This window comes from Sorangium sp. So ce117 (assembly GCF_051524395.1).
Taxonomy (GTDB): Bacteria; Myxococcota_A; Polyangia; order Polyangiales; family Polyangiaceae; genus Sorangium; species Sorangium cellulosum_B.
This window is the reverse complement of record NZ_CP150309.1, coordinates 8,717,022-8,741,612: the sequence shown is the minus strand read 5'-3', so window position 1 is coordinate 8,741,612 and position 24,591 is coordinate 8,717,022. Positions and strand designations below refer to the sequence as shown.

Annotated in this window: 20 protein-coding genes and 1 tRNA gene; 10 read left to right on the top strand and 11 right to left on the bottom strand. The window is 72.2% G+C overall.

From position 1 onward, the window contains the following. Window positions 1–38 precede the first annotated feature (38 nt). On the bottom strand, window positions 39–923 hold the full coding sequence (locus WMF46_RS32635; RefSeq protein WP_437980775.1) for a protein kinase domain-containing protein: 885 nt from the start codon (window positions 921–923) through the stop codon (window positions 39–41). A 19-nt stretch (window positions 924–942) separates the two neighbouring features. Continuing rightward, on the bottom strand, window positions 943–1,854 hold the full coding sequence (locus WMF46_RS32630) for a hypothetical protein (RefSeq protein WP_437980774.1): 912 nt from the start codon (window positions 1,852–1,854) through the stop codon (window positions 943–945). Between the two features lie 165 nt (window positions 1,855–2,019). Between WMF46_RS32630 and WMF46_RS32625 the strand changes: the two genes are divergently transcribed. Beyond that, window positions 2,020–2,685: a hypothetical protein gene (locus WMF46_RS32625; RefSeq protein WP_437980773.1), complete on the top strand. Its 666-nt coding sequence runs from the start codon at window positions 2,020–2,022 to the stop codon at window positions 2,683–2,685. 17 nt (window positions 2,686–2,702) lie between these two features. Here the strand turns inward: WMF46_RS32625 and WMF46_RS32620 are convergent, their stop codons facing one another. Both WMF46_RS32620 and WMF46_RS32615 read right to left on the bottom strand, forming a co-directional pair. Then, on the bottom strand, window positions 2,703–3,137 hold the full coding sequence (locus WMF46_RS32620; RefSeq protein ID WP_437294033.1) for a YqaA family protein: 435 nt from the start codon (window positions 3,135–3,137) through the stop codon (window positions 2,703–2,705). A 155-nt stretch (window positions 3,138–3,292) separates the two neighbouring features. Beyond that, window positions 3,293–3,796, bottom strand: a complete 504-nt coding sequence (locus WMF46_RS32615) for a response regulator (RefSeq protein ID WP_437294032.1) — start codon at window positions 3,794–3,796, stop codon at window positions 3,293–3,295. A 365-nt stretch (window positions 3,797–4,161) separates the two neighbouring features. Between WMF46_RS32615 and WMF46_RS32610 the strand changes: the two genes are divergently transcribed. Beyond that, window positions 4,162–4,443: a hypothetical protein gene (locus WMF46_RS32610; RefSeq protein ID WP_437709444.1), complete on the top strand. Its 282-nt coding sequence runs from the start codon at window positions 4,162–4,164 to the stop codon at window positions 4,441–4,443. A gap of 84 nt (window positions 4,444–4,527) precedes the next feature. On the opposite strand, the gene WMF46_RS32605 is transcribed toward WMF46_RS32610, so the two are convergent. From WMF46_RS32605 to WMF46_RS32595, 3 genes are all read right to left on the bottom strand, one after another. Next, complete coding sequence (locus tag WMF46_RS32605; RefSeq protein WP_437980772.1) at window positions 4,528–5,910, bottom strand: hypothetical protein; 1,383 nt, start codon at window positions 5,908–5,910, stop codon at window positions 4,528–4,530. 508 nt (window positions 5,911–6,418) lie between these two features. Further along, a tRNA-His gene (locus WMF46_RS32600) sits at window positions 6,419–6,494 on the bottom strand. Between the two features lie 255 nt (window positions 6,495–6,749). Continuing rightward, on the bottom strand, window positions 6,750–7,850 hold the full coding sequence (locus WMF46_RS32595; protein WP_437980771.1) for a histone deacetylase family protein: 1,101 nt from the start codon (window positions 7,848–7,850) through the stop codon (window positions 6,750–6,752). 81 nt (window positions 7,851–7,931) lie between these two features. Between WMF46_RS32595 and WMF46_RS32590 the strand changes: the two genes are divergently transcribed. Then, window positions 7,932–9,380 (top strand): MXAN_5187 C-terminal domain-containing protein, encoded by a 1,449-nt coding sequence (locus WMF46_RS32590; protein WP_437543327.1) that lies wholly within the window; start codon window positions 7,932–7,934, stop codon window positions 9,378–9,380. Between the two features lie 80 nt (window positions 9,381–9,460). Here WMF46_RS32590 and WMF46_RS32585 read toward each other — a convergent pair whose 3' ends face one another. Next, window positions 9,461–10,561 (bottom strand): hypothetical protein, encoded by a 1,101-nt coding sequence (locus tag WMF46_RS32585; RefSeq protein ID WP_437980770.1) that lies wholly within the window; start codon window positions 10,559–10,561, stop codon window positions 9,461–9,463. A gap of 108 nt (window positions 10,562–10,669) precedes the next feature. Here WMF46_RS32585 and WMF46_RS32580 point away from each other — a divergent pair, with 108 nt between their 5' ends. The 4 genes from WMF46_RS32580 (at window position 10,670) to WMF46_RS32565 (ending at window position 16,473) form a co-directional block, all read left to right on the top strand. Continuing rightward, on the top strand, window positions 10,670–11,674 hold the full coding sequence (locus tag WMF46_RS32580) for a hypothetical protein (protein ID WP_437980769.1): 1,005 nt from the start codon (window positions 10,670–10,672) through the stop codon (window positions 11,672–11,674). 121 nt (window positions 11,675–11,795) lie between these two features. Then, window positions 11,796–14,126 carry a transglycosylase SLT domain-containing protein gene (locus tag WMF46_RS32575; protein ID WP_437980768.1) on the top strand — a complete coding sequence of 777 codons (2,331 nt, stop codon included), beginning with the start codon at window positions 11,796–11,798 and terminating at the stop codon, window positions 14,124–14,126. A 122-nt stretch (window positions 14,127–14,248) separates the two neighbouring features. Further along, window positions 14,249–15,565, top strand: a complete 1,317-nt coding sequence (locus WMF46_RS32570; protein WP_437980767.1) for a hypothetical protein — start codon at window positions 14,249–14,251, stop codon at window positions 15,563–15,565. 203 nt (window positions 15,566–15,768) lie between these two features. Next, window positions 15,769–16,473, top strand: a complete 705-nt coding sequence (locus WMF46_RS32565) for a DUF4230 domain-containing protein (RefSeq protein WP_437709429.1) — start codon at window positions 15,769–15,771, stop codon at window positions 16,471–16,473. A gap of 271 nt (window positions 16,474–16,744) precedes the next feature. Here WMF46_RS32565 and WMF46_RS32560 read toward each other — a convergent pair whose 3' ends face one another. After that, entirely contained in the window at window positions 16,745–17,104 is a 360-nt protein-coding gene (locus WMF46_RS32560) for a DUF1566 domain-containing protein (RefSeq protein ID WP_437980766.1), read from the bottom strand. 2,636 nt (window positions 17,105–19,740) lie between these two features. On the opposite strand from WMF46_RS32560, the gene WMF46_RS32555 reads away from it, so the two are divergent. Further along, the gene (locus WMF46_RS32555; RefSeq protein WP_437980765.1) at window positions 19,741–20,766 is read left to right on the top strand and encodes a hypothetical protein; all 1,026 of its coding nucleotides are present in this window, start codon (window positions 19,741–19,743) and stop codon (window positions 20,764–20,766) included. A gap of 333 nt (window positions 20,767–21,099) precedes the next feature. On the opposite strand, the gene WMF46_RS32550 is transcribed toward WMF46_RS32555, so the two are convergent. Continuing rightward, window positions 21,100–22,191, bottom strand: coding sequence for a peroxiredoxin-like family protein (locus tag WMF46_RS32550; protein ID WP_437980764.1), 1,092 nt, complete (start codon window positions 22,189–22,191; stop codon window positions 21,100–21,102). Window positions 22,192–22,279: 88 nt separating this feature from the next. Between WMF46_RS32550 and WMF46_RS32545 the strand changes: the two genes are divergently transcribed. Both WMF46_RS32545 and WMF46_RS32540 read left to right on the top strand, forming a co-directional pair. Further along, window positions 22,280–23,194 carry a LysR substrate-binding domain-containing protein gene (locus tag WMF46_RS32545; protein ID WP_437980763.1) on the top strand — a complete coding sequence of 305 codons (915 nt, stop codon included), beginning with the start codon at window positions 22,280–22,282 and terminating at the stop codon, window positions 23,192–23,194. 363 nt (window positions 23,195–23,557) lie between these two features. Next, complete coding sequence (locus WMF46_RS32540) at window positions 23,558–23,914, top strand: hypothetical protein (protein WP_437980762.1); 357 nt, start codon at window positions 23,558–23,560, stop codon at window positions 23,912–23,914. Window positions 23,915–23,982: 68 nt separating this feature from the next. On the opposite strand, the gene tnpA is transcribed toward WMF46_RS32540, so the two are convergent. Further along, the gene (gene tnpA, locus WMF46_RS32535) at window positions 23,983–24,465 is read right to left on the bottom strand and encodes an IS66 family insertion sequence element accessory protein TnpA (RefSeq protein WP_437987955.1); all 483 of its coding nucleotides are present in this window, start codon (window positions 24,463–24,465) and stop codon (window positions 23,983–23,985) included. Window positions 24,466–24,591 lie beyond the last annotated feature (126 nt).

Genomic DNA, 24,591 nt, shown 5'->3' with positions numbered 1-24,591 from the left:
CGCGTGCGTCCACGGTTTTGGCGCGCAGGAGGGCCGAGTCAGCGCGCTGACTCTGCGCCGCCCTCGGCCCGCGGAGCGGCCGCGTCGAACGCGTCGAGCAGCGCCCGCGCCGTCCCGACGCGGCGCTCCGGATCGCGATCGAGCGCGCGAGCGAGCGCTCGGCGCTGCCCCGGCGAGAGCGCGTCCGTGACGGAGAGCGGGTCGAGGCAGAGGCCAGATTCGCTGATCTCGACGAGCGCCGCTGCGTGCTCGCGCGCGCGCGTGAGGCTCGCGCCGGTGGCGAAGGAGACGAGGGTCGCCGCCATGGAGTAGACGTCGCCGCGCTGGGTCGGCGGGGATTCGCCGCGGGCGATCTCGGGGGCAACGAAGGGAACCGTGCCCCGATCGGCGGTCTCGAGGTCCGGATCCATGCCGCGGAACCGCGCGGCGCCGAGGTCGACGAGGCCGATGTCACCGAGCGGACCCAGCAGCACGTGATCAGGGCCGAGATCGCCGTGAACGAAGCGGATCGGGCCTCCGGCGTCCTCGATCTCCTGGAGCTCGGCGAGCGTCTCGATCGCGGTCCTGACGACGTGGGTGATGAGCGACGCGGGCGGCGGTCGGCCGCGGCCGCGCCATCCGTCGAGCATGTCGCGGAGGGAGGTGCCCTCGCGCCGGCTCTCGAGGAGGAATGGGCCGTGGCCATCGGCGCCGACGCGCGCGAGCGCGGGCAGGGCGGGGTGGCGAACGAGGGAGAGGACCTTTGCCTCGCGGACCATGGCGGCCCGCCCCGCGTGCTCGTGGAGGACGCCGGGGACGAGGCGCTTGCACACAAGCGTGGGGCCGGGCGGCGGGCCTCCGAGCCGCACCAGCGCGACGTCGAACGTGGCGCCGGCGCCGAGGTGCTCGATCAGCTGGGTGCCGTCGGGAGCGGGGTAGGGCATGCCGGCCGCCTGTGGCCTCTCACGCGTCCGCGCGCTGCGCAGCGACGAGCTCGTCGCACGCGCGAAGCCACGCCTGCGCCTCCTCTGCGCCGGCGCCGCCGCGCAGGGCGAGCGGCCACCGCGCGTCGCGCCAGCGCGCCGCAAACTCGGCCCAGCGCGCCGGTGCCTCGCGGCGCCCGGCCAGGGCGGCGACCCTGTCATCGATGCTCTGGAACGGAAACACCGGCTTGCCGACCCCGAATCGCGCCTGCACCCAGTGGACCACGCCGATGAGGAGCCCGTACCGGCAGCGGCGGCGCTCCTCGTCGACGCCCACCACCGGCGATCTCCAGTCGAGGTGAATGTCGTCGAGCTCCGGCGGCCGCGGTTCGTGCTTGCCGACGCAGAGGTGGACCGCCTCCTGATCCGGCCGGTGCACCTCGCGCCAGCTGTCCGCGTCGAGCGGCTCGCCGCCCCGGAAGAGCTCCGCCATGCTCGCCGGGAGCGAGCCGAGCAGCGCGCCCCGCTGGTGCTCGATCCCCCCGAGGATCGTGTCGCGCGCCACGCGGCGGCCGCCCGCTCCCGCGAAGTGGCGGTCGAGGCGCTCGCGCATGGCCGCCGGCTCCACGTAGACCACTTTGAATCCGGCGCTCCCGCCGCACCAGACGTTGCGCAGATACCTGATCTGCGTCCACAGGCCGAGCGTCGGGTCGATGCCGCGGATACGCTCGAAGATGCGCACAACGACGTTGACGCACGTCGGCCCGAACCGGGTGAGCGCCTCGCCGAGGTCGCGCGGCTCGGGGGCGCCCCAGAACGCGTTGTCCAGGTTGAGCTCCGCCCCGGGGCAGCGCGCGAGCCGGTCGGCGAGGCTCCTCTCCAGCGCCTCGCGCAGCGGGCCCGCGAGACCATCCAGGTGCGGGCCGGCCCCGGCGTCGAGTGAACCGGTCATGCGGACATCCTATCACGCCTGCCCGCGCGGCTCCGAGCGCGGCCACGGCCGCCTGTGGGATGACGGCGCACCTGCACGCGAGGAGGGCGGCGGCCAACTTTTCTCCGCAATCTGCGGCAACTCACTGCGTTCAGCGCGAACGTGATAGAAGTCGTGGGCACCGGCATGGATCCCAAGATCTTGGAGATGCTCTTCATCGCCGTCAGCAACGGCGTCGCCCTCTTCATCGGCGCTTACCTGGCGCGGAGATCGGCGGATCTCAGCGCGGAGCGGCGGGCCGAGCACGAGGAGAAGGCGGAGCTCCAGAGACAGCGGCGAGAAGCGCTCTTGGAGCGACTGGCGCTCCAGCGGCGCGCGCTCGACGACTACGCGCGGATGATCGTGCGGTGGTCGTCGGTGCCCCTGTCCGGAGCGCCGCGGACGAAGGAGGAGGACCTCGCGGCGGACCAGGAGTCCATCGCGATGTACGCGCAGATGGCCAACGCGTACGGGAGTCGCCAGTTCGCCGAGCAGGCCGCCGCGACGCTGCACGCCGTGCGCGCCGGCCGTGGCAACGTCCAGGTGTTCCCGTTCGCCGTGCAGATCGCCTCCGCCTGCTACCAGGAGATGATCCGGGCGATCTCCGAGCTCGAGAAGGAGATCGGCCTGCCGGCGCCGCGGTCGCCCGCGCGGCCGTTCCTTCCGGACGAGGAGCTCGCGAAGGAGGCGACTCGGCTGTTCTCCAGGAACGTCGTGGAGCAGCGTTCCGGGATCGATCTCGGCATGGTCGACCAGATCCTCGAGCGCGTCAGGGTGAACCCGTCGCCCGAGGAGACGGACAGCCCCAGGTAGCGCTCACGCCGCCGGCTTCACTGGCTCCATCCCGCCCGGATGAGCGCGTAGAAGAGAAGGAGCCGGGGCACCCGGAACAGCACCATGGTCAAGAAGTAGCGCAGCGGGATCCGGTACAGCCCGGACAGGTAGCAGAGCATCGAGAAGGGGATCGGCGAGATGCTCCCGATCGCGATCGCCCAGTAGCCGTAACGCTCGAAGAGCCGGTCTATCCTGGGTCGCGTCCGCTCGATGCGCGCCGCGAAGAGGCGGATCCGCGCGAGGCGGCCGGCGAGGCGGTAACCCGTGCAGCCGCCGACGAGCGAGGCGGTCGAGATGGCGATCAGGGGCGCGACCTGCGAGCCACCCGAGGTGATCGCGGTCAGCATGTAGAACTGCGGCGGGATCGGGAACGAGAACGCGTCGGCGAGGAAGGTGCCGACGAACATCCCGGCGAGGCCGAAGCGGTCCACGAACCCGCGGCCGAGCGCGTCGAGCTGCTCGCGGGCGAGGTGCGCCGCGAGCGCGATCCCCGCGAAGAGCGCGGACAGGCTGAGCGCCAGCTGGACGAGCGTGCGCCACAGATCTCGCCGATCGCCGCGCGGGCGCGGCTCGCCCTGCGGAGGCGTCAGACCGCCTCCAGCCGGCGGCGCTGCAGCCGCTCGATGATCCGCCTGCTGCGGAGGGTGCTTTGAAATATCCGCGTCGCCTTCTCGAGGGCGTCGAGGAGCTTTTGCTCCGCGCCGTGCTTGTCGACATAGGCGAAGGGCCGGTGCGCGTTGATGACCTCGAACGAGTCCTTCTCGTCGTGATGAGCCGAATAGAAGATCACGGGCACTTCCGGCTGCACCTTGCGGATCTGGTCGCAGACCCAGAATCCCTCGAGCCCTGACATCCGCACATCGACGATCACCGCGCACGTGTCCTCGGTGAAGGCGGCGACCCCGTCCACGGCCGAGGAGCATACGACGAGGCGATATCGCTTCGAGAGGAGGGCGCCGAGCGGCTGCCAGATGCTCCTGTCCCCGTCGACCAGGAGCACGAGAGGGAGCCGCGTGGACTCGGGCTTCTCGCGATCCGGTCGCTCGGCTGGATCGGCTTCGAGCAGGGTGTCGGATTCCTTGGAGGGCATTCGTCGTCGATCGTGGAGGGCGCGTCAGGACGCGCGATGACGCAATGTACCACGCCCGGCGCATCGAGCCAGCGCGGGGGTGCGGCAGCGGGAACGGAGATGACGTCGGCGCGGGGCCGAGGTCTTCGCGTCATCTTCGTCATCTCCGTTCCCGCTGCCGCCGCGCGGTGGGCGGCGGCCAGGGATTCGTCTATGCTCTGCGCGGAGGCGTGGCCTCGTGGTGAGGCGCGCTGGCCTTCTGCAAAGCGCTGCTACCGTGCCGGGTCGCGCGCTCGCCTTCTTCTCGTGCGCTGACGCGGGCTGCCGGTCGGCAGCGGGTCGCTCGCCGGGGAGAGTCGCCGTTCCACAACCGAGGTGAGCTGCCCATGAAGAACGCAGAACTCCGATCGATCCCGCTCGTCATCGCCGCCGTTCTCGGCCTCTTTGCCGCGGGGGCCGCGGGGTGCAAAGACGAAGAGATCCTGAACGCATGCAGCGAGCTCTGCAAGCACCGCATCCTCTGCGCGGAGGAGAACGACGCTCCGCCGCCGAGCAAGACCAGCTGCGAGACCGCGTGCCTCGGCCTCGAGGGGAATGACCTCGTGGAGCGAACCGAGGAGTGCGTGAACGAGGCGTCCTGTGATTACGTCGCGTGCGCGGACCCTTGAGCGGCGTCCAAGCCCGCGCGCGGGAGGCGGGGGCGCCTCGCCTCCCGCGCGCGATGAGGGGCGGCGCGATGAGGGGCGGCGCGATCAGGGCTCCGCGTCGCACTCGGGCGCGTCGCGGAGCGGGCCCGAGGCGCGCGGTCCGTCGAAGCGCAGGAGCTCGAGATCGACGAGCTCGAGGCGCTTGAGCGTCAGATCCAGCGGGCCGACCGACACGCCTGCCACCGCCTCGGCGTAAGCCCGCACGCCGCCGTCGACCCGCGCGTCGTACGAGCAGTAGGGCGGCGCGGTCTCCGCCGTGACGCGCGCGTACGCCTGGACTCCGACGTTCGGGCCGACGATGCCGTACAGGCGCGCCCGGAGCTCCGCGCCGGCGCTCACCTTGCCGGACGCCGTGATCGGGCCGGGCGCGCCGATGGAGGCCGAGCCCGAGGCCGAGCCGGAGGGCTCCCAGATCGTGCTCCACGTGCCGTTCCTGTAGTCGACCCCGGCCTCGATCTCGGCGGTTGCCTGCGCCACGGCGTCCACCTCGGCGGCCGTGAAGGACAGCCCCAGATCCGCCTTCGCCCTCGGTACGACGTCCGTCGTGACGACGACGGGGACGGGGCCCACCCAGAAGGTCAGCGTCGGCAGCGGCAAGCTCGGGACGCCCCCGGCGAGCTCCAGGAGATCGACCGAGCAGCTCCCCGTGACCGTGCCGGTGCCCTGGAGCCTGGCGCTCACGTCGAGCTGGCCCGACGCGACGAGGCGGAGCTGCTTCAGCTCCGGCACCGGGTTGAGCTTGCCCCTCGGGCCGATGTGGACCTCGAGATCGAGCGCCGGCGAGAGCTCGGCCGTGACGTCGAGCGCCGCCGTCCCGTGCGCGGTGACCCCGCACGACGCGGGGAGCGAGGCCGAGGAGAGATCGAGGAGCTTCATGGAGGCGCCGGACGAGATCTTCAGGGCCTCCGCCGCGCTCGCGATCTGCTCGCCGTCCTCCACGCCGAGCTCGCGGGTGCGCGCGAGGTGATCGTCGATGGCGCGCGCGTACTCGCGCGCGTCGTAGTGGACGTGGAAATGGCCCTCGGTGATGAACTCCGTCAGAGGAGCGGGCGTCGTCGCGAGCGCCACCCGCGTCGCGTCGATCGCGCGTACGCTCACGACGCGGGCGAGGTAGCCGCCTCCCTGCGTGCCGCCGAGCACGTCGCCCGCCGCGAAGGGCGTCATGCTGCCGTCATGGGTGATGACGAGCTCGTGGTCCCCGAGCGCCGCGGCGACGAACCCCGGCTCCTTCTCGGGCACACGAGCGCGCTCCGAGAGCGTGAGCGGGCGGACGACATCGACGGCGCCGGGGGCCGGCAACTCGGTAGGATCCGCGGCATCGCTCGAATCCACGGCGCACGCCGCGAGCTGAGGTGCGCTGATCGCGATGAAAGCAGCGGAGATGAGGCGCGCCGTCGACGCGCGGCTCCCGGGGAGAGTGGTCTTCATGCGCGCGGACGCTACGCGGGTATTGTGGCGAGTCGGTTACAAAAATGAGACTTGCTGTCTCCGGGAGAATGGGTAACCGCTCACTGCGGTGGATGGATATCCATGAATCGATAGCTCCGAGGCGCGAAGGGCGCTTATCGAAGCGAGCGATTCGCGACGCCGCGCGAGCTCGTCCATGGCTTGGTGTGCGGGCGCGCTCGTCCCTGCTCCTCACCGCCTTGCGTCGCCGCGCGCCCCGGGCAGGCTTCGCCCATGGGCTAGCCGACCCCATCCAGCGGACGCAGGAGGTGTACGTGCTCGGCGCGGATCGCCGCCGGGGGCCCGCGGTCGTCCACCGCGACGCCGCCCGCGTCCGGGTCGAGCCCTTCGACGCCATCGAAATCGAGCTCGCCGTGCTCTGGGCAAGGTAGCCGGCAGCCCTCGCCAGCGGACCCAAGCCCCCCCGGCTTCGTCCACCCGTCCAGCCGTCGGGTCGCCGCTTTCGCCAACGATTTCGGGCTGTTCTACCTGGGGTGAGTAACGGGATTCGAACCCGCGACAACTGGAGCCACAATCCAGTGCTCTACCAACTGAGCTATACCCACCGTTCTTCGCGGCCCGTTGGGCTGCGAAGGCCTGGCAGAATACTCAGCTCCGCGCAGAGTGCAATCAGGGAAACGCACCGCGTGTCGCTCTTCGATCCCCGCATCCCCGCCCCGGCTTCCCGCCCTGACCCTCCTCTAAGGAGGCGCCGGCCTCCTCCAGTCTAAGGAGGCGCCGGCCTCCTCCAGGCAGAGGACCCGGCGGCCCCGTTCACGCCTCGGCCCCGGTTTCCCGGCGCGCGCCGCCGGTCGCTTCGCTCAGAGCGTCGTCCACCGGCGCAGCGCGGTCCGGCGGGCCCGGTCCAGGTCCGCGCGGTGGCGGGTCGAGATCGGCGCGCGCTGCCCGGGCGGCGCCGGCGGCACCGACGCTCCGGCCGGGTCGTCTGCTGCCTCGCAGCCGGACGCCGCGAGCAGCGCCGCCGTGAGCGAGCTCTCGAGCGCGGTCAGGTCGTAGCCGCCCTCCAGGAAGATGGCGAGCCGCCCCCCCGCCTTCGCGGTCGCCATCGCCGCGAGCCGGCGGCCCATCGCCGCGTACGCGGCGCGCGACAGCTTCATCGCCGCCATCGGATCGCGCTCGTGCGCGTCGAACCCGGCCGAGACCAGGATCAGCTCGGGCGCATACTCGTCGAGCACCGGAAGGAGGAGCTCGTCGAACGCAGCCTCGTAGACCGCGTCCGTCGCGCCGTCGGACAGCGGCACGTTCACGGTGTAACCGGCGCCGTCGCCTCCGCCGAGCTCGTTGGCGGCGCCGGTGCCGGGATAGAATGGCCACTGGTGGAGCGAGCAGAACAGCACCCGCGGATCGTCCCAGAAGATGTCCTGCGTGCCGTTGCCGTGGTGCACGTCGAAGTCGACAACCGCGACCCGCGAGAGCCCGCTGCTCAGCGCCGCCCGCGCCGCCACGGCGACGTTGTTCAGGAGACAGAAGCCCATGCCGGCCTCGCGCGTGGCGTGGTGGCCGGGCGGACGGAGCAGCGCGACCCCGAGCCGGCCGGGGCCGGCGAGCACCGCGTCGACAAGCGCCACCGCGGCGCCCGCGCCGCGCCTCGCCGCCTCGACCGAGCGCGGGACCACGTACGTGTCGGGGTCGAGCGCCGCATAGTGGCCGCTGAGCCGGCCGAGCGACTCCAGGTACCGCGGGGCGTGCACCCGGGCGAGCTCTTCCTCGGTGGCGTCGCGCGACGCCACGTGCTCCAGCGAGAGGCCGGCCGCGGCGCAGCGCTCGATGGCGCGGCGGGCGGCTTCGAGGCGCTCGGGGCGCTCAGGGTGCGCGCCTCGCGAGCGATGTTGCTCGAACAGCGCGTCGTCGACGACGTAGAGGCGCGGGGCTTCGGAGTGCGGCTGATTCAAGTGCACCATGAGCTGGGTGGAGAGTTGTAGCAGCGCCGCAGCGGATGGTAGCTTGCCCTGAGCCCCGGAAAGAAGGAGTGGAGACGCAGGATGCGCGGAAAGATCATCGCAGTCTTCGCCGTGATTGTCCTCATGGTCGGAGGGCTTTTCTACGCCCTCACGCGCGCCTCCCTCGCGGAGATGGGGCGCCCCGGCGAGGCGCCGCGCGCGCTCGCGGCCGCCATGGCGCAGCTCCAGGTGGACGGCCTCGTGCTGGAGCGGTGGCTCGACTCCCACGCGAGCGACCCGAAGCTGCGCGAGCCGTTCAACGCCGGCACCGCCCCGGCCCGCGCCGAGGCGGCCACCAGCGCCGCCAACGCCATCCGGGAGGCGGTCGTCGCCTCGCCCGAGCTGGCCAGGACCCCGCCCTCCCTCGTGGTCCTGGTGGACACCAAGGGCGTGGTGCTCGGGCGGAACGCCTCCGCGCTCATGCGCGGAGACAACCTCGGCGCCGTCTACCCGTCGCTGAAGCTCGCCATCGAGCAGGGGGTGACCGGCTCGGACGTGTGGGTCAGCCGGGCGCGCAACGAGCAGCTGCTCGCGTCCTACGCGCCCATCCGCAGCGACGCCGGGCAGATCATCGGCGCCGTCGCGGTGGGCACCGCGCTGAACGACGAGCGGCTGACCAACGCGAGCGAGCGCACGAGCGGGCGCGTGCTCGTCGTCGCGATGCAGTCGGGCGACGGCCTCGACGTGGTGGCGAAATCGCGCGACGCTTCCCCGCAGCTGGTCGCGGCGCTCACGGCGTCGCCGGCGAAGGACGGCGCCCTGAAGGCGCTGCGCTCCGGCCAGACGGTCGACATCGGCGGGCTGTCCGGCGAGTACAGCGCCGTCGGGCACGCGCTCGACGGCTACGGCGACGGGCGTCGGGCGGTGCTGCTCAGCATCGCGCAGCTCCGGACGCCGGGGCTCGCGAGCGCGCTGCTCTGGCCGCTCCTCGGCGTCACCGCGCTCGGGCTCGTGCTCGTCGTGATCGCCGCGTATTTCCTGGACGCGTACATCTCGCAGCCGGTCTCCGAGATCGAGGACGGCCTGCTCGCGATCATGAACGGCCGGACCGACCTCCGGTTCCAGATCGAGCACGCCGAGCTCGGCGGGCTCGTGTTCCGCCTGAACTCGCTCCTGAACCAGCTGCTCGGGGTGCAGGAGGACGAGACCGACGCCGAGGGGCGCCCGTCGCGCGCGCCGACGTCGGCGTCCTTCCGGGACGCCCTCGAGGTCGACGAGCGGATGGCCGCGCTGTCCGCGGGGGAGATCCCGGCCGACGCGAAGGCGCTCCTCGAGGAGCCCGAGGACGCCTACTACGCGCGCATCTTCGCCGAGTACATCGCCGCGAAGAAGTCGCTCGGCGATCCGGTGGACCACATCACCCGCGACGCGTTCGTCGCCCGCCTCAAGGCGAGCGAGCAGGAGCTCGGGCGGAAGCACGGAAAGCCCATGCGCTACAAGATCGAGGTCCGCGGCAAGGAGGTCGTGCTCCTCGCCGTGCCGCTCGCCTGACGCGCGCGGCGCACGAGCCGGGAGCGGAGGGAGGCGCGGCGCCGCTCGCCTGACGCGCGCGCCGCGCCGCGCCGCGTGTTTCAGTGCAGCACGGCGTCCGGGCCCTCGTGCAGCTCGACGCGCCCCGACGAGGGCTCGCGGCGGAGCGCGATCACGTCGGAGAGCTCGCAGCCGAGCGCGATCGCCGGCGATGAGGTCGTGACGATCCACTGCACGTTGGGCAGCGCGGCGCGCAGGCGCGCGGCGAGCGATCGCTGGCGGTGCACCGGCTGCTGCGCCTCGATGTCGTCGATCAGCACGACGCCCTCGGCGAGGCGCGGATCGCCGCTCGGGAGCGCGGACGCGAGCGCGCGGAGCGCGAGCGCGCCGAACGCGACGGTGTGCCGCGCGCTCCGCCCGAGATCGTCGAAGTCGACGCGCTGGCCGTCCGCGCGCTCGAAGATCGGCTCGAGCCGGAGCGGGTCGACGCCGGCGTACGTCACGCCGTGGCCGTCGAGCAGCGCCTCGAGCACCTCCTTGAGCGCGCGATCGAGCGCGCCGAGCCGCTCTGCCTGGGCGCCCGGCCGGGCGTCCGACTGCGCGTCGGAGAGCGCTTCCGGCCGGCTCTTCCGGCCGTCGCGCGCGAGCGCCGCCGCGATCGGGACGAACGAGAGCACCTGCTTCGTCTCGCGGGTGAGGTCGGTGCGCGTCGCGTCGTCGAAGCTCGCGGCCGCGCGCACGTCGTAGCGGAGGATGCTGCGCTCGGGCGTCGTCAGCACGATCGCGCTGCGGGAGAACCAGCGCGCCCCCGAGAGCGCGACCAGGACGAAGCCCCCCTCGGCCGCGCGCCGCTCGAACAGCGACTGCTCCCTCCGCCGCAAGATCGCCGCGTCCTCGGGCTCGTCGAGGCGCGCGTTCGGGCTCGTGACCCGCAGCGGGTGCGCGCGCGCCGGGTCGTCCGTGCCGAGCATCCAGTGGGCGACGACGAGCGGCTGCGAGCCGTCGTCTCCGCGCGGCCTCGGCTGCGCGACCGCGTACCCGGGCCGGGTCGACGCGATCGCCGACAGGATCGATGTCTTGCCCACGCCGTCGCCGCCGAAGAGGACCACGAGCCGGCGCGGCGCGCCGGCGGCGTCCTCGAGCGAGAGCGAGAGGTCCTCGAACGGGCCGAGATGGACGAGGCGGACGCGGGAGAGCAGCACCGCCCGCGAAGCTACCACCGCGCAGCGCGCGTGGAACGCCGCGATCGGCGTGGTGCGCGCGGGCGCTCCGGCGCACCCGGTGGCGCGTGGTGGCGCGGCAGCCTAGATTTGTCGTCCGGGGTCGTCACCGTGCTGCGCAAGCTGCCTCCGCCGGATTTCCGCTACGTGTGGCTCCACCCGGAGCCCGGCTCGACCGGCGCGCTCGCCGCGGCCGGGACCGCGGGGCTGGCGGGCGCCTCCGCGGCCGTCTGGAGCGCCGGGAGCCACGCGCTCTCGCTGGGGCTCATCGCGATGGGGAGCGCGCTCGGCCTGCTCGCGCTGGTCCGCGCCGATCACCGCCCCCCGATCCAGCGCGGCGCGCGCGAGGTGACGATGGCCGTCGTGCCCTGGGGGATCGTCGTCGACCCGGACACGGAGCCGCGGGTGCTGCGGTGGCCCGCTGTCAAGCAGGTGAACGTGGACGTGTCGCACACGATGCGCGGCGGGACGCCGGCCATCGTGTCGAGCCTCGTGACGGTGCACACCGAGCGCGAGGTGCTGGCGGGCCGCGCCGCGGGCGCGGTGGACCTGGAGCGGCTCCTCGCCAACCTCGACGGGTATGCGCAAGAGGCGTCGCGGCCCGTCGCCGCCGACATCGAGGGGCTGACGGTGCTCGGCGACGGCGTGACCGAGCCGATCGCCGCGGCGCTGCTGCAAGCGGCGGACGGCATCTGCGCGACGAGCCGCGGCGACGCGCAGCTCGCGCTGCCGGTGGGCGGCTACCGCACGGCGGCGGCGCGCGCGGCGGCGCCCGAGACGATCGCGGCGCTGCGCTCGGCGCTGTCGTGGAGCTACGACTGCCCCGCCGATCCGCGGCCGCTGGCGGCGATCCTCGCGGGCGCGTTCGGGGCGGTGGAGCTCGTACCCGAGCTCCTGGGGCTCGCGAGCTCGCCGCACCCGGTGGTCGCCGCGTTCGGCAAGGCCGCCGCGCTCCGTCTGGGTGCGCCGCCGAACCGCGCTGGGTCGCTCGACGAGGTCGCGGCCTTCCTGTTCGAGGAGGACGTGGAGATCGGGAAGCGGTGGATCGCGTCGGGCCCGACACTTTGTTTGCGACCTGGCGGCCAAGCTTGCTAGCTAAAGGGGTCGGCAGCGCGTGCGCTGCGGTTCGAGCGGCCTGCGCGCGGAGGCCGTCGTTCCGCGGCGCTCCGTCCTCACGGCGCGCTGCCGGCGGGTCGTCCAACGCGCCGGATCGGCTATGAAACGGGCTCCGTCGCCACCGAAGCCGTCTTCAAGGGGAGCGCGCAGCCGGCTGGCCGTCGCGTGGGTCCTCGGCCTCTCGCTCGCCGCGTGCGCGGAGCACCACGCGGCCGGGCCGCCCCCGTCGCAGAGCACCGCGCGCGCCGCGCCGTCCGCGGCGCCGCCCGCGGGTCTCGCCCTCGTGCCGCCCGCGGGTCTCGCCCTCGCGCTGCCCGCGCCGCCCATGGTGGACGGCGCCTGGGTCGAGTCGGTGCGGCTCGAGCGCTGGGCCGAGGCGGCGGAGCGGTTCGACGCCCTGCCCATGGAGCAGCGCGCGCTGCCGTCGATGAAGTACGCGCGGGCGCGCGTCGCGTTCGAGCTCGGGGATCACGGCAAGGCGGTGGAGCTGCTGCATGGCCTGGAGCAGGGGCTGCCGCTCCTCTCCCGCGAGGTGGCGCGCTACCGGGCGGAGGCGGCGTTCGTGGCGGGGCCGTTCCTCGAGGCGGCGGCGTACTTCGAGCGCTCGGGCAGCGCGACCGGCCTCGCGCGCGCCGCGCTGGCCACCATGAAGGGCGGCGATCTCAAGCAGGCTCGCGCGCTCGCCGATCGGGCCGTGGCCGCGGCGCAGCGCGCGCGCAGGTCGCGCGACGAGGCCGCGGCGCGGATGGCGCGGGCGCGCGTCCAGCTCGGCGTGCGCGACGCCGCCGAGCGCCCGGGGGAGAAGGCCGCCGCGGCGGCGCTCGCGCAGGCCGACCTCCGGTGGATCGTGAAGAGCGCGCCGTCGTCGCCCGACGGGCGCGAGGCCGCGGCGCTCCTCGCCGCCTTGCCGGGGCAGCTCTCGCAGGAGGAGCGGCTCCAGAAGGTCGACGCCATGGTCGCCGGGGGCAGCGCGGCGGAGGCGATCGCCGAGCTCGACAAGATGTCGGGCGTGCCGGCGTCGGAGCTCCACCACCGCAGGGCCACGGCGCTCTACCAGGCTCGTGACTACGAGGCCGCGGCCGCGGCGTTCCTCAAGGTCGCCGCCGCGCCGTCGGCGCGCCAGGCCGAGCAGCTGCACCTCGCGGCGCGCTCGCTCTCGCGGCTCCGGCGCGAGGCGGAGGCGATCGAGCGGCACCTCGCTGTCGCGCGCAGGTTCCGGAAGACCCGCTGGGGTGAGCTCTCGAGCCTGCTCGCCGCGCGGCTCCTCATGCAGGTCGGGCGCTACGCGGAGGCCGTCGCGCAGTACGGCCGGTTCATCGACGCCTATCCGCGGAGCGATCGGCGCGACGACGCTGTCTACGAGCGGGCGCTCGCGACGCTGTCCACGGGCGGCGCCGCGCGCGTGCGGCGGCCGCTGGAGCTGCTCGCGCGCGACGCGAAGCCGGCCGACGCGGCGCGGCTGCGCGAGCTCGCCGGGCTCGCGGCGCTGCGCGGCGGCGACCGTGACGGCGCGGTGCGGCTCTGGACGCAGGTGATGCGGGAGCAGCCGCTCTCGTGGGGCGCGCTGCTCTCGCGCTCGCGCCTCGCGGCGGTGGGCGCGCCCACGCCGCCGCTGCTTATCCCGGCGTCTCTCGGGGACGCCCGTGCGGTCGAGGTCAAGCTGCCGCCCGCCGCGGCGCTGCTCGCGTCGATGGGGCTCGACGGCGACGCGGAGAGCTACCTCGCCGAGAACGAGCGCGAGGCGACCGCGGCCTATGGGGGGCAGGAGAGCGAGGCGCTCTGCCGGATGTACGGCATGCTCTCGCCCGCGAAGCGCCGCTACCGCGTGGGCACGCAGGCGGTCTCCGCCGCGGCGCTCCAGCGCGCGCCCTCGCAGGCCGATCGCTGGACGTGGGAGTGCGTGTATCCGGAGCCGTACGCTGGCGAGGTGCGCGCGCTCGAGGCGCAGCACGGGCTGCCGAGGGGCCTCGTTCACGCGCTGATGCGCCAGGAGAGCGCGTTCGATCCTGTCGTGGTGAGCCCCGCGAGCGCGGTCGGGCTGATGCAGCTCATGCCGTCGACGGCCCAGAAGGCTGCGAGCGAGCTGTCGCTCGGCTTCGACCTCGGGCAGCTCAAGAGCGCGCCGCTCAACCTGCGCCTCGGCGGCTTCTACATCGGCAAGCTGCTCCGGACGTTCGAGGGCAGCCTGCCGCTCGCGACGGCGGCGTACAACGCCGGTCCGAAGGCCGTGTCGCACTGGCTCGGTGGGGGCATCGACCGGGACACCGACGTGTGGGTGGCGCGGATCCCCTACGAAGAGACGCGCACCTATGTGGGCCGCGTCCTCTCGAACCTGGCGCGGTATCAGTGGCTGGCCGGCGGGGACGCGGCCGTGGAGATGCTCCCGCTCACGCTCCCCGCGGACGCGCGCGCGCCGGCGGACGCGTACTGAGCGCGGTCGCCGGGGACGGCAGCGCAGCGGTTCCTCCTGCGTTGAAATTGCGCTGTGCGCTTGAAGTCGCAGGCGGGGGCCTTCACCGTGATGGGGTGGCAGGGACCGCTGGAAGTGACGGCGTGTTCAAGCGGTGTGGGGTCCTCATCCAGCCCTACGCCGACGCTCGATCCATCGGCCGGCTGCTCTCGTCGGCGCTGGCGTGGCTCCTCGTCGTCTTCTCCATCGCGTCGCTCGTGGAGCCGATCGCGGGCCCGATCGTGGCGGCCGTCATGGTGCCTTTCGCGCTGCTCGGGTCATTGCTCGCGCTGCTCTGCCTGGCGTGCCTGCTCTACACGCCGATCGCCTGGCTCTGGGCGGCGGTGGGCTCGTCCGGCGCGGCGGTCGTCCGGGTGAGCAACGCGCTGTGGATCGAGCGCCCTGGCGATCGGCGCGCGTTCCCGCTCCTCTCGCTCACGCGCGCGCGGCTCTCGAGCTCCGGCGGCGAGGTCGCCTTGAAGACCGACGACGGCGATGTCATCCGGGTGCGCGTCGACGATCCGGTCGACGCGGAGCGGCTGCTCGGCGTGATCGCCGCCGGGCGGGCGCGGGGCACGTGGAGCGCGCGGCTCTACGACGACGCGCCGTCGCTGCCGCGGCGCCGCCTGTTCGTCGGGGTCGCGGCGCTCATGTCGCTGCTCTGCTGGTCGGTGCTCGATTTCGACGTGGCGCTCTCGCTCGGCGTCGTCACGGGCGCCTCGGCGTGGGTGCTGGCGGCGCTGCTCAGGGAGGGCTCTGCGCGCCGCGTGCTGGTGGCGGGCAGCGACGGGCTCTCGCTCCGGGACGACGCCGGCGAGCGCTTCATCTCCTTCGCCAGCATCGAGCGGGTCGAGGAGACGGCGCTCGGGGTCGAGCTCGCGCTCGCCGGGGGCGAGGAGCTCTCGCTGACCCTCGTGCCGCCGCAGCTGCTGCGTGATCCCAGCGAGACGGGGCTCAGCATGGTGCTCGCCGAGCGGCGCCGCGAGCACCTGCTCGCGCTGCTGCGGGAGCGGAGCGGGCGAGGCGCCCACGAGGCGGGGCGCGCGATGGCGCTCCTCGGGCGCCGCGGCCTGCCTGCGCCCGCCTGGCGGGCGGCGCTGCGCCGCCTCGTGGGCGAGGCCGGCGCCGACTACCGGACGGCGAAGCTCACGCGGGAGCAGGCGTTCACGGTGCTCGAGGACGGCGGCGCGCCGGCCGAGCTCCGCATCGGGGCCGCGCTCGCGCTCGCGGGCTCGCGCGACGGCCAGACCGAGGAGCGGCTGCGGATCGCGGCCGAGGGCTGCGCGAACCGAGACGTGCGGCTCGCCCTGGAGCATGCGGCCGAGGGCGACGTCGACGACTGGATGCTCGAGCAGGCGCTCTCGTCTTCAGGGGCGGAGCAGGTGGTGGCGCCGCCGCGGTCTGCGGCGCGCGCGGCGTGAGGGGGGTCGCGGCGTTATAGCCGCTGGCGCGCCACGCGGGTGGGCGGGCGAGCGGGCGAGCGGGCTGATCGATTCTTCTCGCCCTCGGGCCTTCCAGTTCTGGGTACTCTCTGTGGAGGACGCGCGGCTCCTCGGGTCGGTGTCCAGCCGAGCCTCCGCGGGCGCCTGCTGCGCGCCCGTGGTCCTCCAAGGTAGACCCCCCGATGGAAGGCCCGCTCCAGGACCCCTACGCTTCGGCCGCAGTTCACGCGCCGCGCCCCCGCGCGCAGGCAGGCCGCGCCGCGCGGATCGCGCTGCTCGTCGTGGCGCTCTTCGCGTCGGTCGGGTTCGGCGCGCTCGTGGTGGCGCCGCGCCTCGGCGGTCCCGCGCCCGCGCCCTCGAGCGTCGTGGTCGCGCGGCCGTCTCCTGCGCTCGTCATCGCGATCCGCGACCTGTCGCGGCTCGAGACCACGGAGGTGCACGTCGAGAAGGTCGTGGATCTGGCCGACCGGCAGAACCGCCTGTTCGGTCTGGTGCAGGCCACCGACGCCCTCCTGCTCGTCGCGGTCGGCCACGTCACGATCGGCGTCGATCTCGCGCGGATCGGCGAGGGCGACATCGCGATGGATCCGGAGACCGGGGTCGCGCGGCTCACGCTGCCGGCGCCCGAGGTCTTCTCGACCCGCCTCGATGAGGATGAGACGTACGTCTACACGCGGTCGACGAGCCTGCTCGCGCGGCGCAACGAGCAGCTGGAGGGGCGGGCCCGGAAGGAGGCGACGGCGGCGATCGAGAAGGCCGCCCTCGAGGGGAACGTGATGGCGCGCGCGAAGGCGCAGGCCGAGCGGCAGATCACGGCGCTCGCGACGCAGCTCGGCGCGAAGCGGGTGGAGATCCGCTGGCGCGAGGTCGGCGGCGGCGGGGGCTGACGCGGGGCGGGCGCACGGCTCGCGCCGTCACGCCGCGGGAGAGCCGTGTGCGCCTGTCGTGGGGCCGTCGAGCGTGGCGGCGCTTCGCGCGAGTGAGGCGAGGAGCAGCTCCCCGAGAGCGCTCCGCGTGATCTCGAGGCCATGAGCAGCCTGCCGGGGTAGGGCGCGTCGACGATCGTCAGGTACGGCGAGCGTCTCCTGGCCGCCGGAGAGCGTGCGATGGTTCTGGACTTGCGAAGGAGCCGCTGGAGCGATGGCACGCGGACTGTTGCTACGGGGACAGTGGCGGCCAAGTCCGGCCTGGCGTGAGCCGCGCTAACAGCTCCGGTGATGCATCGGACCGGACGCACCGCACGAGCCGCCGATGGCGGACCGTGTGGTCCTGCGATGCGCCGTTCGCGAAGTTGACGAGGACGGCCTTCTCCGCACTGCCGATGGATGGCGTCGACGACCAGAAGACGTCGGACGGCGTCGTCGGGAAGGCCTCGAGATCGAGCGCCGGTCCGGCCCGCCGATCATCGATTGACATCATGGCATCGACCGCCACGCCCCGGTGGCCGACGCCGCTGCGCGTCTCATACGGCTGCTGTGCAAGACGCGCAGTGGAGCATTCCGCGCGGCGCTTGAGCAATGTCAGCTACTCTGTCTTCGCCTGGCCATTGCTAGGGACGCGCTCGCGCGCGGTTCGAGGGGCTGAGCGCTGCGCGCTCCCAACGCTGCTGCGCGGCGATGGCGTCCTCGGCGGCCCGGACGCCCTCAACGAAGAGCTTCGCGTCCGTTGGATTGTTCAGGTCGAGGCCGAACCGAAGCAGCAGCGCGCGGTCGCGCGGTGGCACCATGCGGACGATCTCAGCAGCAGGGCGACGTGCGGAAGGCATGAGAGGACAGTAGCAGCCCGGAGCAGGGTCGAGGCGCATCCGCGAACGCGATGGCGTTGCGGCCCTGGAGCTGCTCGGCCGAGCGCGCCGTGGGAGCAGCGACAGTGTCATGGAGATGGTCGCCGGTTTCGATGGCGAAAGAAGCGCAGCGTTTGAACCGTTGCGTTCATCACGTTCGCCGGGATTCCGAGGGGTGTGATGCCGGATGGCGGATCACACGTCCTCGAAATCAGGCTCAAGCGGCCCCACCCTGAAGCCCTGCGCCTCGACGAGCCGCGCCGACCAGCCCATCGCCACGGGCCGCCGTCGTCGCATCGCTCGGCAGCACCCTGAGCCGCGCCCTCGCCCTCGGGGATGAGGTCGCGGAGCTCGTCCGCGGTCCTCGGCAGAGGATCGGCGGGGGGCGCCGCCGGTTGCGTCGGCTGCGAGCGCATGAAGCGGGCGGGGCCGGAGGGGCCGAGGCGAGCGCTACGGCGTCCATGTCCAGTTCGGCCTCGACGACCTCCTCGACGGCGAGCATGTCGCGCACGAACTCGACGGGTCGTGCCCCGGAGGGATCCGAGGCCTGCGCAGCTACTTCTCGTCCGACGTGAACAGGGCAGGGGTGCGAGGGCGCCGACGGTCGCGTGCCTGGAGCTCTACGACGGCGCCGCGGGCGTGATACAAGCCGCGCGGACCTCCAGGAGCACGACTCCAGGCCGCGGCGCCGAGATCTCGCTCGCGGAACTCGCCGGCGAGGGCCCCGACCTCGACCAGGTGGATGGCGAGGGCCCCGACCTCGCCGGCGTCCAGCTCGACCCCGCGGCAGCTCCTCCGCCCGGCGCCGCCCCAAGCGAGCGACGCCCCCTTGCGAGGGGCACCCGGCCTACCGCGTCAGCGACGGCGCCGGAAGCCGAGCGCGGCGCCCATGCCGACGAGCACAAGCAAGGCCACGGCGACCCACACCCACGCTGGTGGACACGCCTAAGGGCCCGGCGAAGTACCAATCGGACTGGGCGCGGCCGCCTGGAGCAACCCCCACCACGCGATCACAGAGCACGGCACCACACACCGGCATCGAGTAGATCGCAAGGGACGGACCGAGGCTGACGGTGGTTGTCTTCGTGGCATACCCAAGAGTGACCGCCGTTCGATCGTAGACCCCGATCCCTGCGCCTGGAACGATGCTGAGCATGTTGTGGACTTTCGAGCCGGAGGTCCCCCTCGCTGCGCCAGAGCCATCCGGCGAAGGGGCTCACGGCAAGCCTGGGTTCGGTCCCGATCTGGATCCCGCCCACGCTCACGCCGCCGTTGAACTCGAATGCCTGGGCCGGTGCCGGAACCACGACGAGCGCACCGACGTAGAGCAAGCCGATCTTGCCGAGTAAGCGCATGGACATGGTGGGAGCCCTGGCCGAGTCGGGACAGGCGATATGAGAGCGCGCACGATCTTTCTGGGCATGACGTGTGCGTCAAAGAGAAATTCGGCGAGCAGATCCCCATGCTCTGGGGTCGACGCGTCCCGGACTGCCGCACCGCCGCGGCGAAGGGCCATGCAGCGCTCGCGCCCGCGCTCCTCGTCGCCAGCCGTCGTCGGCGTCCGCTTCGACCGCCGGGCCCCGCCAGGGGGGCTGCACCGAACTCGCGTTCGTGCTGCTCGTCGCTGGCGACGCGCCCGAACTCGACCAGGTGGACGGAGATCGCGCCGCGCTCGCCGATGTCCGTCCGCCTCGACGTCCGCACCCCGCCGTGGAGGCTGCGCCGCGCTCACGCTCGAGACCTCCCGCCCCGGGCGTCACAACGCACCGAGCAGGCTCAAGGCTCAAGGCCGCGCCGACGTGCGCCTCGACCTCCGATGGTCCGCGCCGAGCTCGGCCGCGACGATGTGCAACCCGCTGCGCTCAGCTCGAGCTCGGCTCCGGACCGGGGCGAGGATTGACAAGCCGTAGCCGCAGGGCGCAATCCATGCCCTGAATCACAGTTGACGCCGCCCCTCCCCACACGCATCTGGAAAAATCTGGAGGGGGAGCATGCACCACAGGCTGAAATTGAAGGCGATCCCTGTTCTTATTCCTCTCGGTCTCACGGTGTGGGCATGCAACTACGACGTGGGCGAGTGCTATCTTAGGGGGACGGAAGGCACCGGGGCCGGAGAACCATACCCACCGGGGTCAGCAGCTACGGGGGACTGGTTCGGGAACGGTGGCGACGTGGGGAGCGGTGCCACTGAAGAGATGGCTGGTTGCACTCCAGATAGGTCATGCACAGACATGTACGTCGACTGCCAGGACAAAGGCTATCCATGCAACCGCATTATCGATGACGGCAAATCTCTTTGCGCAATCTGTCGGCGCGATTGTCAGCTCAAAAAGCGATACACGTACGACGAGTGCTGTCGGTGTGGGTTTGAATGAACGCGACGATCCAGAAGTCTATTCGGGGCGCAACGCATGTCGCCTTCGATACGCCGACAACAGAGCGCCTGACACGACTCGGTGCGACCAGTGCGGTGCGTGCATCCGACTGCCTTATTGTCGGACCGAGTCGAATGGATGCCATGGAGCATGCCCGGGCGCGTCAGGCATGGTGGTCTTCGTCCGAACAGTGGGATCGGCTCTATTCATCGGATATCCGCTGGGATCTGCCCGTTATCCTGTGGGTGTCATCGAGTCTCCACGAGCGAGTTAACCTCTGGAGGTCCTGTAGCTGGTTGCGTCACCTAGGTGTCGCGCATCACAATGTCTTTGTCGTCGATTTTGATCCAGTGCACCGCTCAAGGATCCCCGAGGAGCCGCTGCCTCCGTTCGACTGCTCCGCATCGGTGTCTGATCATCCTGACGAGGTTCTTCTGGAGCGCCTCGACAAGGCGCGCCCCTGGCCACGGGAACGCTACGATCGTGCCGTCCGCCTCTGGGAGAGGTACGTCGATACGAATCCATTGCCTTTCATCGAAAGGTGCACACGTGGCGTCAAGGGGTTCCCAGAGCTCGCTCCCTTGTGGGCGCTTCTCTCTTCCTTCTTTCCAAGAAGGAGCACGAGAGGGGCCATACGCCTCAGTCGATTCGACGAGCTCATCTTGGCTCTTCTGTCGACGGCGTGGCAGACTCCGTTGGCCGTGTGCGGCCAGAAGTCGCAATTAGGCGCCGAGTTGTGGGAGTTCCTCGACTGCACGGGCGATCTGTTCCTACCACGCCGACTGGAGCAATGGGCAGATCACGATTCGAGTGCGGTTGTAGAGCGGGCGACGGGACCGAAGCCGGCTGATGGCTACCCGATGCTATCGCTGGTCTATCGGCTCACCGATCGTGGCATGAAGCTCCGAGAAGGACTCGAGCGGCTCGCGGATGCACCAAGCCTGCCGATTGCCGGGACCGAGGCGTATTCGACGTCATCTCCATGGGTGGTGCTCGATGATGGACGGCTAGCTCGGTTGTGATGGCCAGTCTGCGCCGTCCGCTGACAACGGAACGCCCCTCAGGTTGAGTGTTCGTCAACCAAGTGGTCAGCTAGGGGGCCGAGCGGCGAGGCCCACGAGACGCTTCGCCGAAGCCGAATAGCCGCCGTCACGTCCGGGGGGGACGGCGCCGGCGAGGCCAGGTTCGAGGCGAAGCGGTGGGGACCGCTCGTGGCGGAGGTCGATGGGTTCAACCTGCAAACTGCGGTACGGATCGAGGGCTGGGACGATGAGGGGCGGGAGCGGCTCGTCTTCCTGGCTATGATTTCGAGCAGACCGTCGAGGTTGTCTTTGGCCGAGCCCTCGGGTGATCCATCACCGCGCGCACACCTCGGCGGCCGCGCGCACGCTCGGCACCGCAGGCGCACGCGTCAGCGCGAGGACCTCGTCGACCGACCACTGATCGCCCGCGTGCTCGCCGTACTTGCTCGCGAGCACGCAGCCGTCGGGCGCGACGAGGAAGTCGGCCGGGAGCCCGAAGCGACCGCCGGTCGGGATCAGCGCGGGCGGCCGCTCGCGTCCGCGCAGGATCGCGATCGCGCTCCGTGCCACCGAGTGGACGATGGTGGGCCACACGCGCGGATCGAACACCGAGAGGAGCGACGGCTCGGCGCCGAGCTCCGCGTACAGCCGCTTCTCGGGATCGGGCACCACCGCGAAGGGGAGCCCGTCGGCGTGGAGCCGGAGCTCGTCGGCGCTCGAGTGGAACACGACCACCTCGCGGATCCCGGCTGCTGCGATCTCGTCGTGACGGACGGTGATCGAGCGGAGGTGGAGGTTGCACACCGGACAGCCCGCGAAGCGACGGAGCTGGAGGTGCACGATCCGCGTGGGATCGGGGATGCGGATCCGCTCGCCGTGGACGCCCACGAGCTCGCGCGCACCGAGCACGGCCCCGGGCGCGAGCCTCGTGACACGGCGGCGCAGGTCGCCGATCAGGCCGAGGGCCGCGATCGCGGTGATCGCCGCGGGGACGATCTGCCCGACGCCGGTGAGCTCGAAGAAGGCATCGCTGGGGAGCTCGTAGGTGGGCGGCGGGAACATCCGGAGGAGCAGGTCGCGAGGCGCGCCCGCGAAGAAGAGGACGTTCTTCGCGAGGTGGTTGTATGCGCCCTCGAAGAGCCCGATCGACGTCACCGGGAACGCGAGGGCGAGCGCCGCGAGCGAGCCCCCGGAGATGCGGCCGGCGCGCGTGCCCGGGCTCCGCCGGTACCCCGCGTACGCCAGCGCGATGGGGACGCAGAGCGCGAGCGCGACGGCGGCGCCGTGGAGGCGCCACGGCGTCGCGTACCGAACGCCGCCGTAGACGTGGTGGATCGCGGTCGCGACGAGCGTCGTGATCGCTCCGATGGTGACCGCCCGGGCGCGCGGGCCGGGAGAGGTGGCGTCGACGTTCACGGTGCTCATGCAGAGCACCGTGGCTCGTGCGCGCGGCGCAAACCATCGCCGAAGGCGAACAACTTTCGTGCATGATACGCATCAATCGAGGTGCGACATGGACCGGCTCGCAGCGATCGAAGCGTTCGTCGAGGCCGCGGAGCTCGGGAGCTTCACGCTCGCCGCGCGCCGGCTGCGCGTCACGCCGTCCGCGGTCAGCCGCCGCATCACGCAGCTCGAGGGCGAGGTCGGCGTGCGGCTCTTCCACCGCACCACGCGCGCGGTGACGCTATCCGACGAAGGGCGCGCGTTCTTCGAGCGCGCCCGCGCCGCGCTGCGCGAGCTCGACGACGCGCAGCGCGCCACCTCGGGTCTGCGCGATCGACCGGCCGGGCTCCTCCGCGTGGAGGCGCCGACGGTGATCGGTCGTCACGTGATCGTGCCGGTGCTCGCGCGCTTCGCCGAGCGCTACCCCGACGTCGACGTCGAGCTCGTGCTGCGCGACGACCCGGCCGATCTCGCGTCGGAGCGGATCGACGTCGCGGTACGGCTGGGCACGCTGTCGGACTCGGGTCTGATCGCACGCCCGGTCGGCCGCTCTCGGATGCTCGTCTGCGGCGCCCCCGGCTACCTGCGCGAGCACGGCCGGCCTCGTACGGTCGATGACCTCGAGCGCCACGTGCGCCTCGGGTACGCGCTGCACGGCCGGCTCATCCCGTGGCGCCTCCGCGACGGCGTGAAGGTGCGCGAGATCGCGCCCACGCGGCGCATCGTCGTCGACGACGGCGAGGCGCTGATCGAGCTGGCGATCGAGGGCGCCGGCCTCGCGTGGCTCTGCGACTTCATGCTGGCGCGCGCGGGCAAGGCGCGGAAGCTCGTCGAAGTGCTCCCGGACACCGCGTGCGATGCGGTCGCGATCTCGGTCGTATCGCTCTCGACCCGCCACGTCCTGCCGAAGGTGCGCGCCTTCACCGATCACCTCCGCCGCGCCCTCTCGCCCGACGGCGCGGCGAAGCGGCGCTCTACGCGATGACCCGGCGACCAGGTGAGCGGTGAGCGCGGTTCGGCGACCTGGGTCGTCTGGGTAGCAGCGCACGCTGCATTCGGAGAGGAACGCTACGCTTGCTACGATAGGGGCATGCGCTCCTGGCTCCTTCTCCTTGCGTTGAGTGTTTCAGCGGCCTGCGGATCCTCGAACCTCAGCAGTGAAACGACAAGCGGCGCTGGCGCAGCGGGCGGCTCCGACGGCGCGGGCGCGGCGGGCGGCGCGGGCGCGGCGGGTGGTTCCGGCAGCGCGGGCGGCGCGTGTACGCCATGGAGCGATTCCGGCGAACTATGCGCGACGACGGTTCAGTGCGAGGCGCCCAAGGCCACGTGTACGTGCAGTGGCAGCGCCGTGGGTTGCTTCGACGCCGTGACCTTCCAGCCGCTCGAGCTCCGCGGGCCTACGGTGCCGCCGCCGGACGGCGCGTGCTGCGACACGGAGGGGATGACCTGCGGCGGGTACTCGGACTGCGGCCCGGTCTGTCATTGCCAGGGCGGCGCGTGGTCCTGCACGACGCCGGCCGCGTGTCAGCCCCTCGTGTGCCCCACGGACAGCGAGGAGCTGCTCATGCTGGACGGCACGGCGTGTCCGGACCACGTCGGCCTCGAGTGCCCCAAGGCGCCCGGCTGCACCTCCGTGCGCTGCACCTGCGCGCTGAATCCGGAGACGGGAACAGCCTTGTGGCAATGCCTCACGTTCCCCTGCTGAATGAGCAGCAATGCCCCGTGGAGTCATCGGCGGCTCAAGGAGCACGCGAATCGTCGCAAGCGCGTCTATCAACTCCTCGTTGGGGAGGACTCCATCCGTCTCCACCACGCAGTAAAAAGCGCGCCGCGGAGGCAGGCAGCGGAGAGATCCCGAGGCGGGCGGCGCAAGTCGAGCGGCTCGGTGGCGACGTAGATCGCGACGCGTCCCGGGATCATCGCACACCTCCGAGTGCGCGAACGACGCGTCAGCGTATCCTCATCGAACGTCGGTGGCACGCGCACGACCGCCCCGTCCGGGAACACGATCTCCAGCGCCGTGCCCGACGAGCACGCTGTAGCGCTCGACGGGGCGACCACCACAGGCAGCAACGCGGGCAGAGTCGCCTTCTCCGAGCGCCGCCGGTACCCGCTCCGCTTCATCCCCAGCCGGCGGCTCCAGGAGTCGAGCGTGCCTGCGTTAACCCCCTCCAGCTCCGCGAACACGCGGGCGGACTGCCCGCTCTTGTGCCAGCGCGCCACCCGGTCGCGCCAGATGCGTCTGCTCTCGTCCATCACGCCTCCGGCGCGGCTCGACGCGCGCGGGCGCTGGTCGCGTTCTGCGCGACGTGCCTACCTTGGCGTCCCGTCCGTGTCGCCTCCGGGCGCGGCGCCGACAGCGCGCGAAATTACCCAATCGAG

Coding starts and splice junctions, on each gene's coding strand:
- WMF46_RS32545 (WP_437980763.1), top strand. CDS start 22,280: ATGGACCGGCTCGCAGCGATCGAAGCGTTCGTCGAGGCCGCGGAGCTC.
- WMF46_RS32590 (WP_437543327.1), top strand. CDS start 7,932: ATGCGCGGAAAGATCATCGCAGTCTTCGCCGTGATTGTCCTCATGGTC.
- WMF46_RS32550 (WP_437980764.1), bottom strand. CDS start 22,191: ATGAGCACCGTGAACGTCGACGCCACCTCTCCCGGCCCGCGCGCCCGG.
- WMF46_RS32630 (WP_437980774.1), bottom strand. CDS start 1,854: ATGACCGGTTCACTCGACGCCGGGGCCGGCCCGCACCTGGATGGTCTC.
- WMF46_RS32595 (WP_437980771.1), bottom strand. CDS start 7,850: ATGGTGCACTTGAATCAGCCGCACTCCGAAGCCCCGCGCCTCTACGTC.
- WMF46_RS32605 (WP_437980772.1), bottom strand. CDS start 5,910: ATGAAGACCACTCTCCCCGGGAGCCGCGCGTCGACGGCGCGCCTCATC.
- WMF46_RS32635 (WP_437980775.1), bottom strand. CDS start 923: ATGCCCTACCCCGCTCCCGACGGCACCCAGCTGATCGAGCACCTCGGC.
- WMF46_RS32555 (WP_437980765.1), top strand. CDS start 19,741: ATGAACGCGACGATCCAGAAGTCTATTCGGGGCGCAACGCATGTCGCC.
- WMF46_RS32565 (WP_437709429.1), top strand. CDS start 15,769: ATGGAAGGCCCGCTCCAGGACCCCTACGCTTCGGCCGCAGTTCACGCG.
- WMF46_RS32610 (WP_437709444.1), top strand. CDS start 4,162: ATGAAGAACGCAGAACTCCGATCGATCCCGCTCGTCATCGCCGCCGTT.
- tnpA (WP_437987955.1), bottom strand. CDS start 24,465: ATGGACGAGAGCAGACGCATCTGGCGCGACCGGGTGGCGCGCTGGCAC.
- WMF46_RS32625 (WP_437980773.1), top strand. CDS start 2,020: ATGGATCCCAAGATCTTGGAGATGCTCTTCATCGCCGTCAGCAACGGC.
- WMF46_RS32615 (WP_437294032.1), bottom strand. CDS start 3,796: ATGCCCTCCAAGGAATCCGACACCCTGCTCGAAGCCGATCCAGCCGAG.
- WMF46_RS32575 (WP_437980768.1), top strand. CDS start 11,796: ATGAAACGGGCTCCGTCGCCACCGAAGCCGTCTTCAAGGGGAGCGCGC.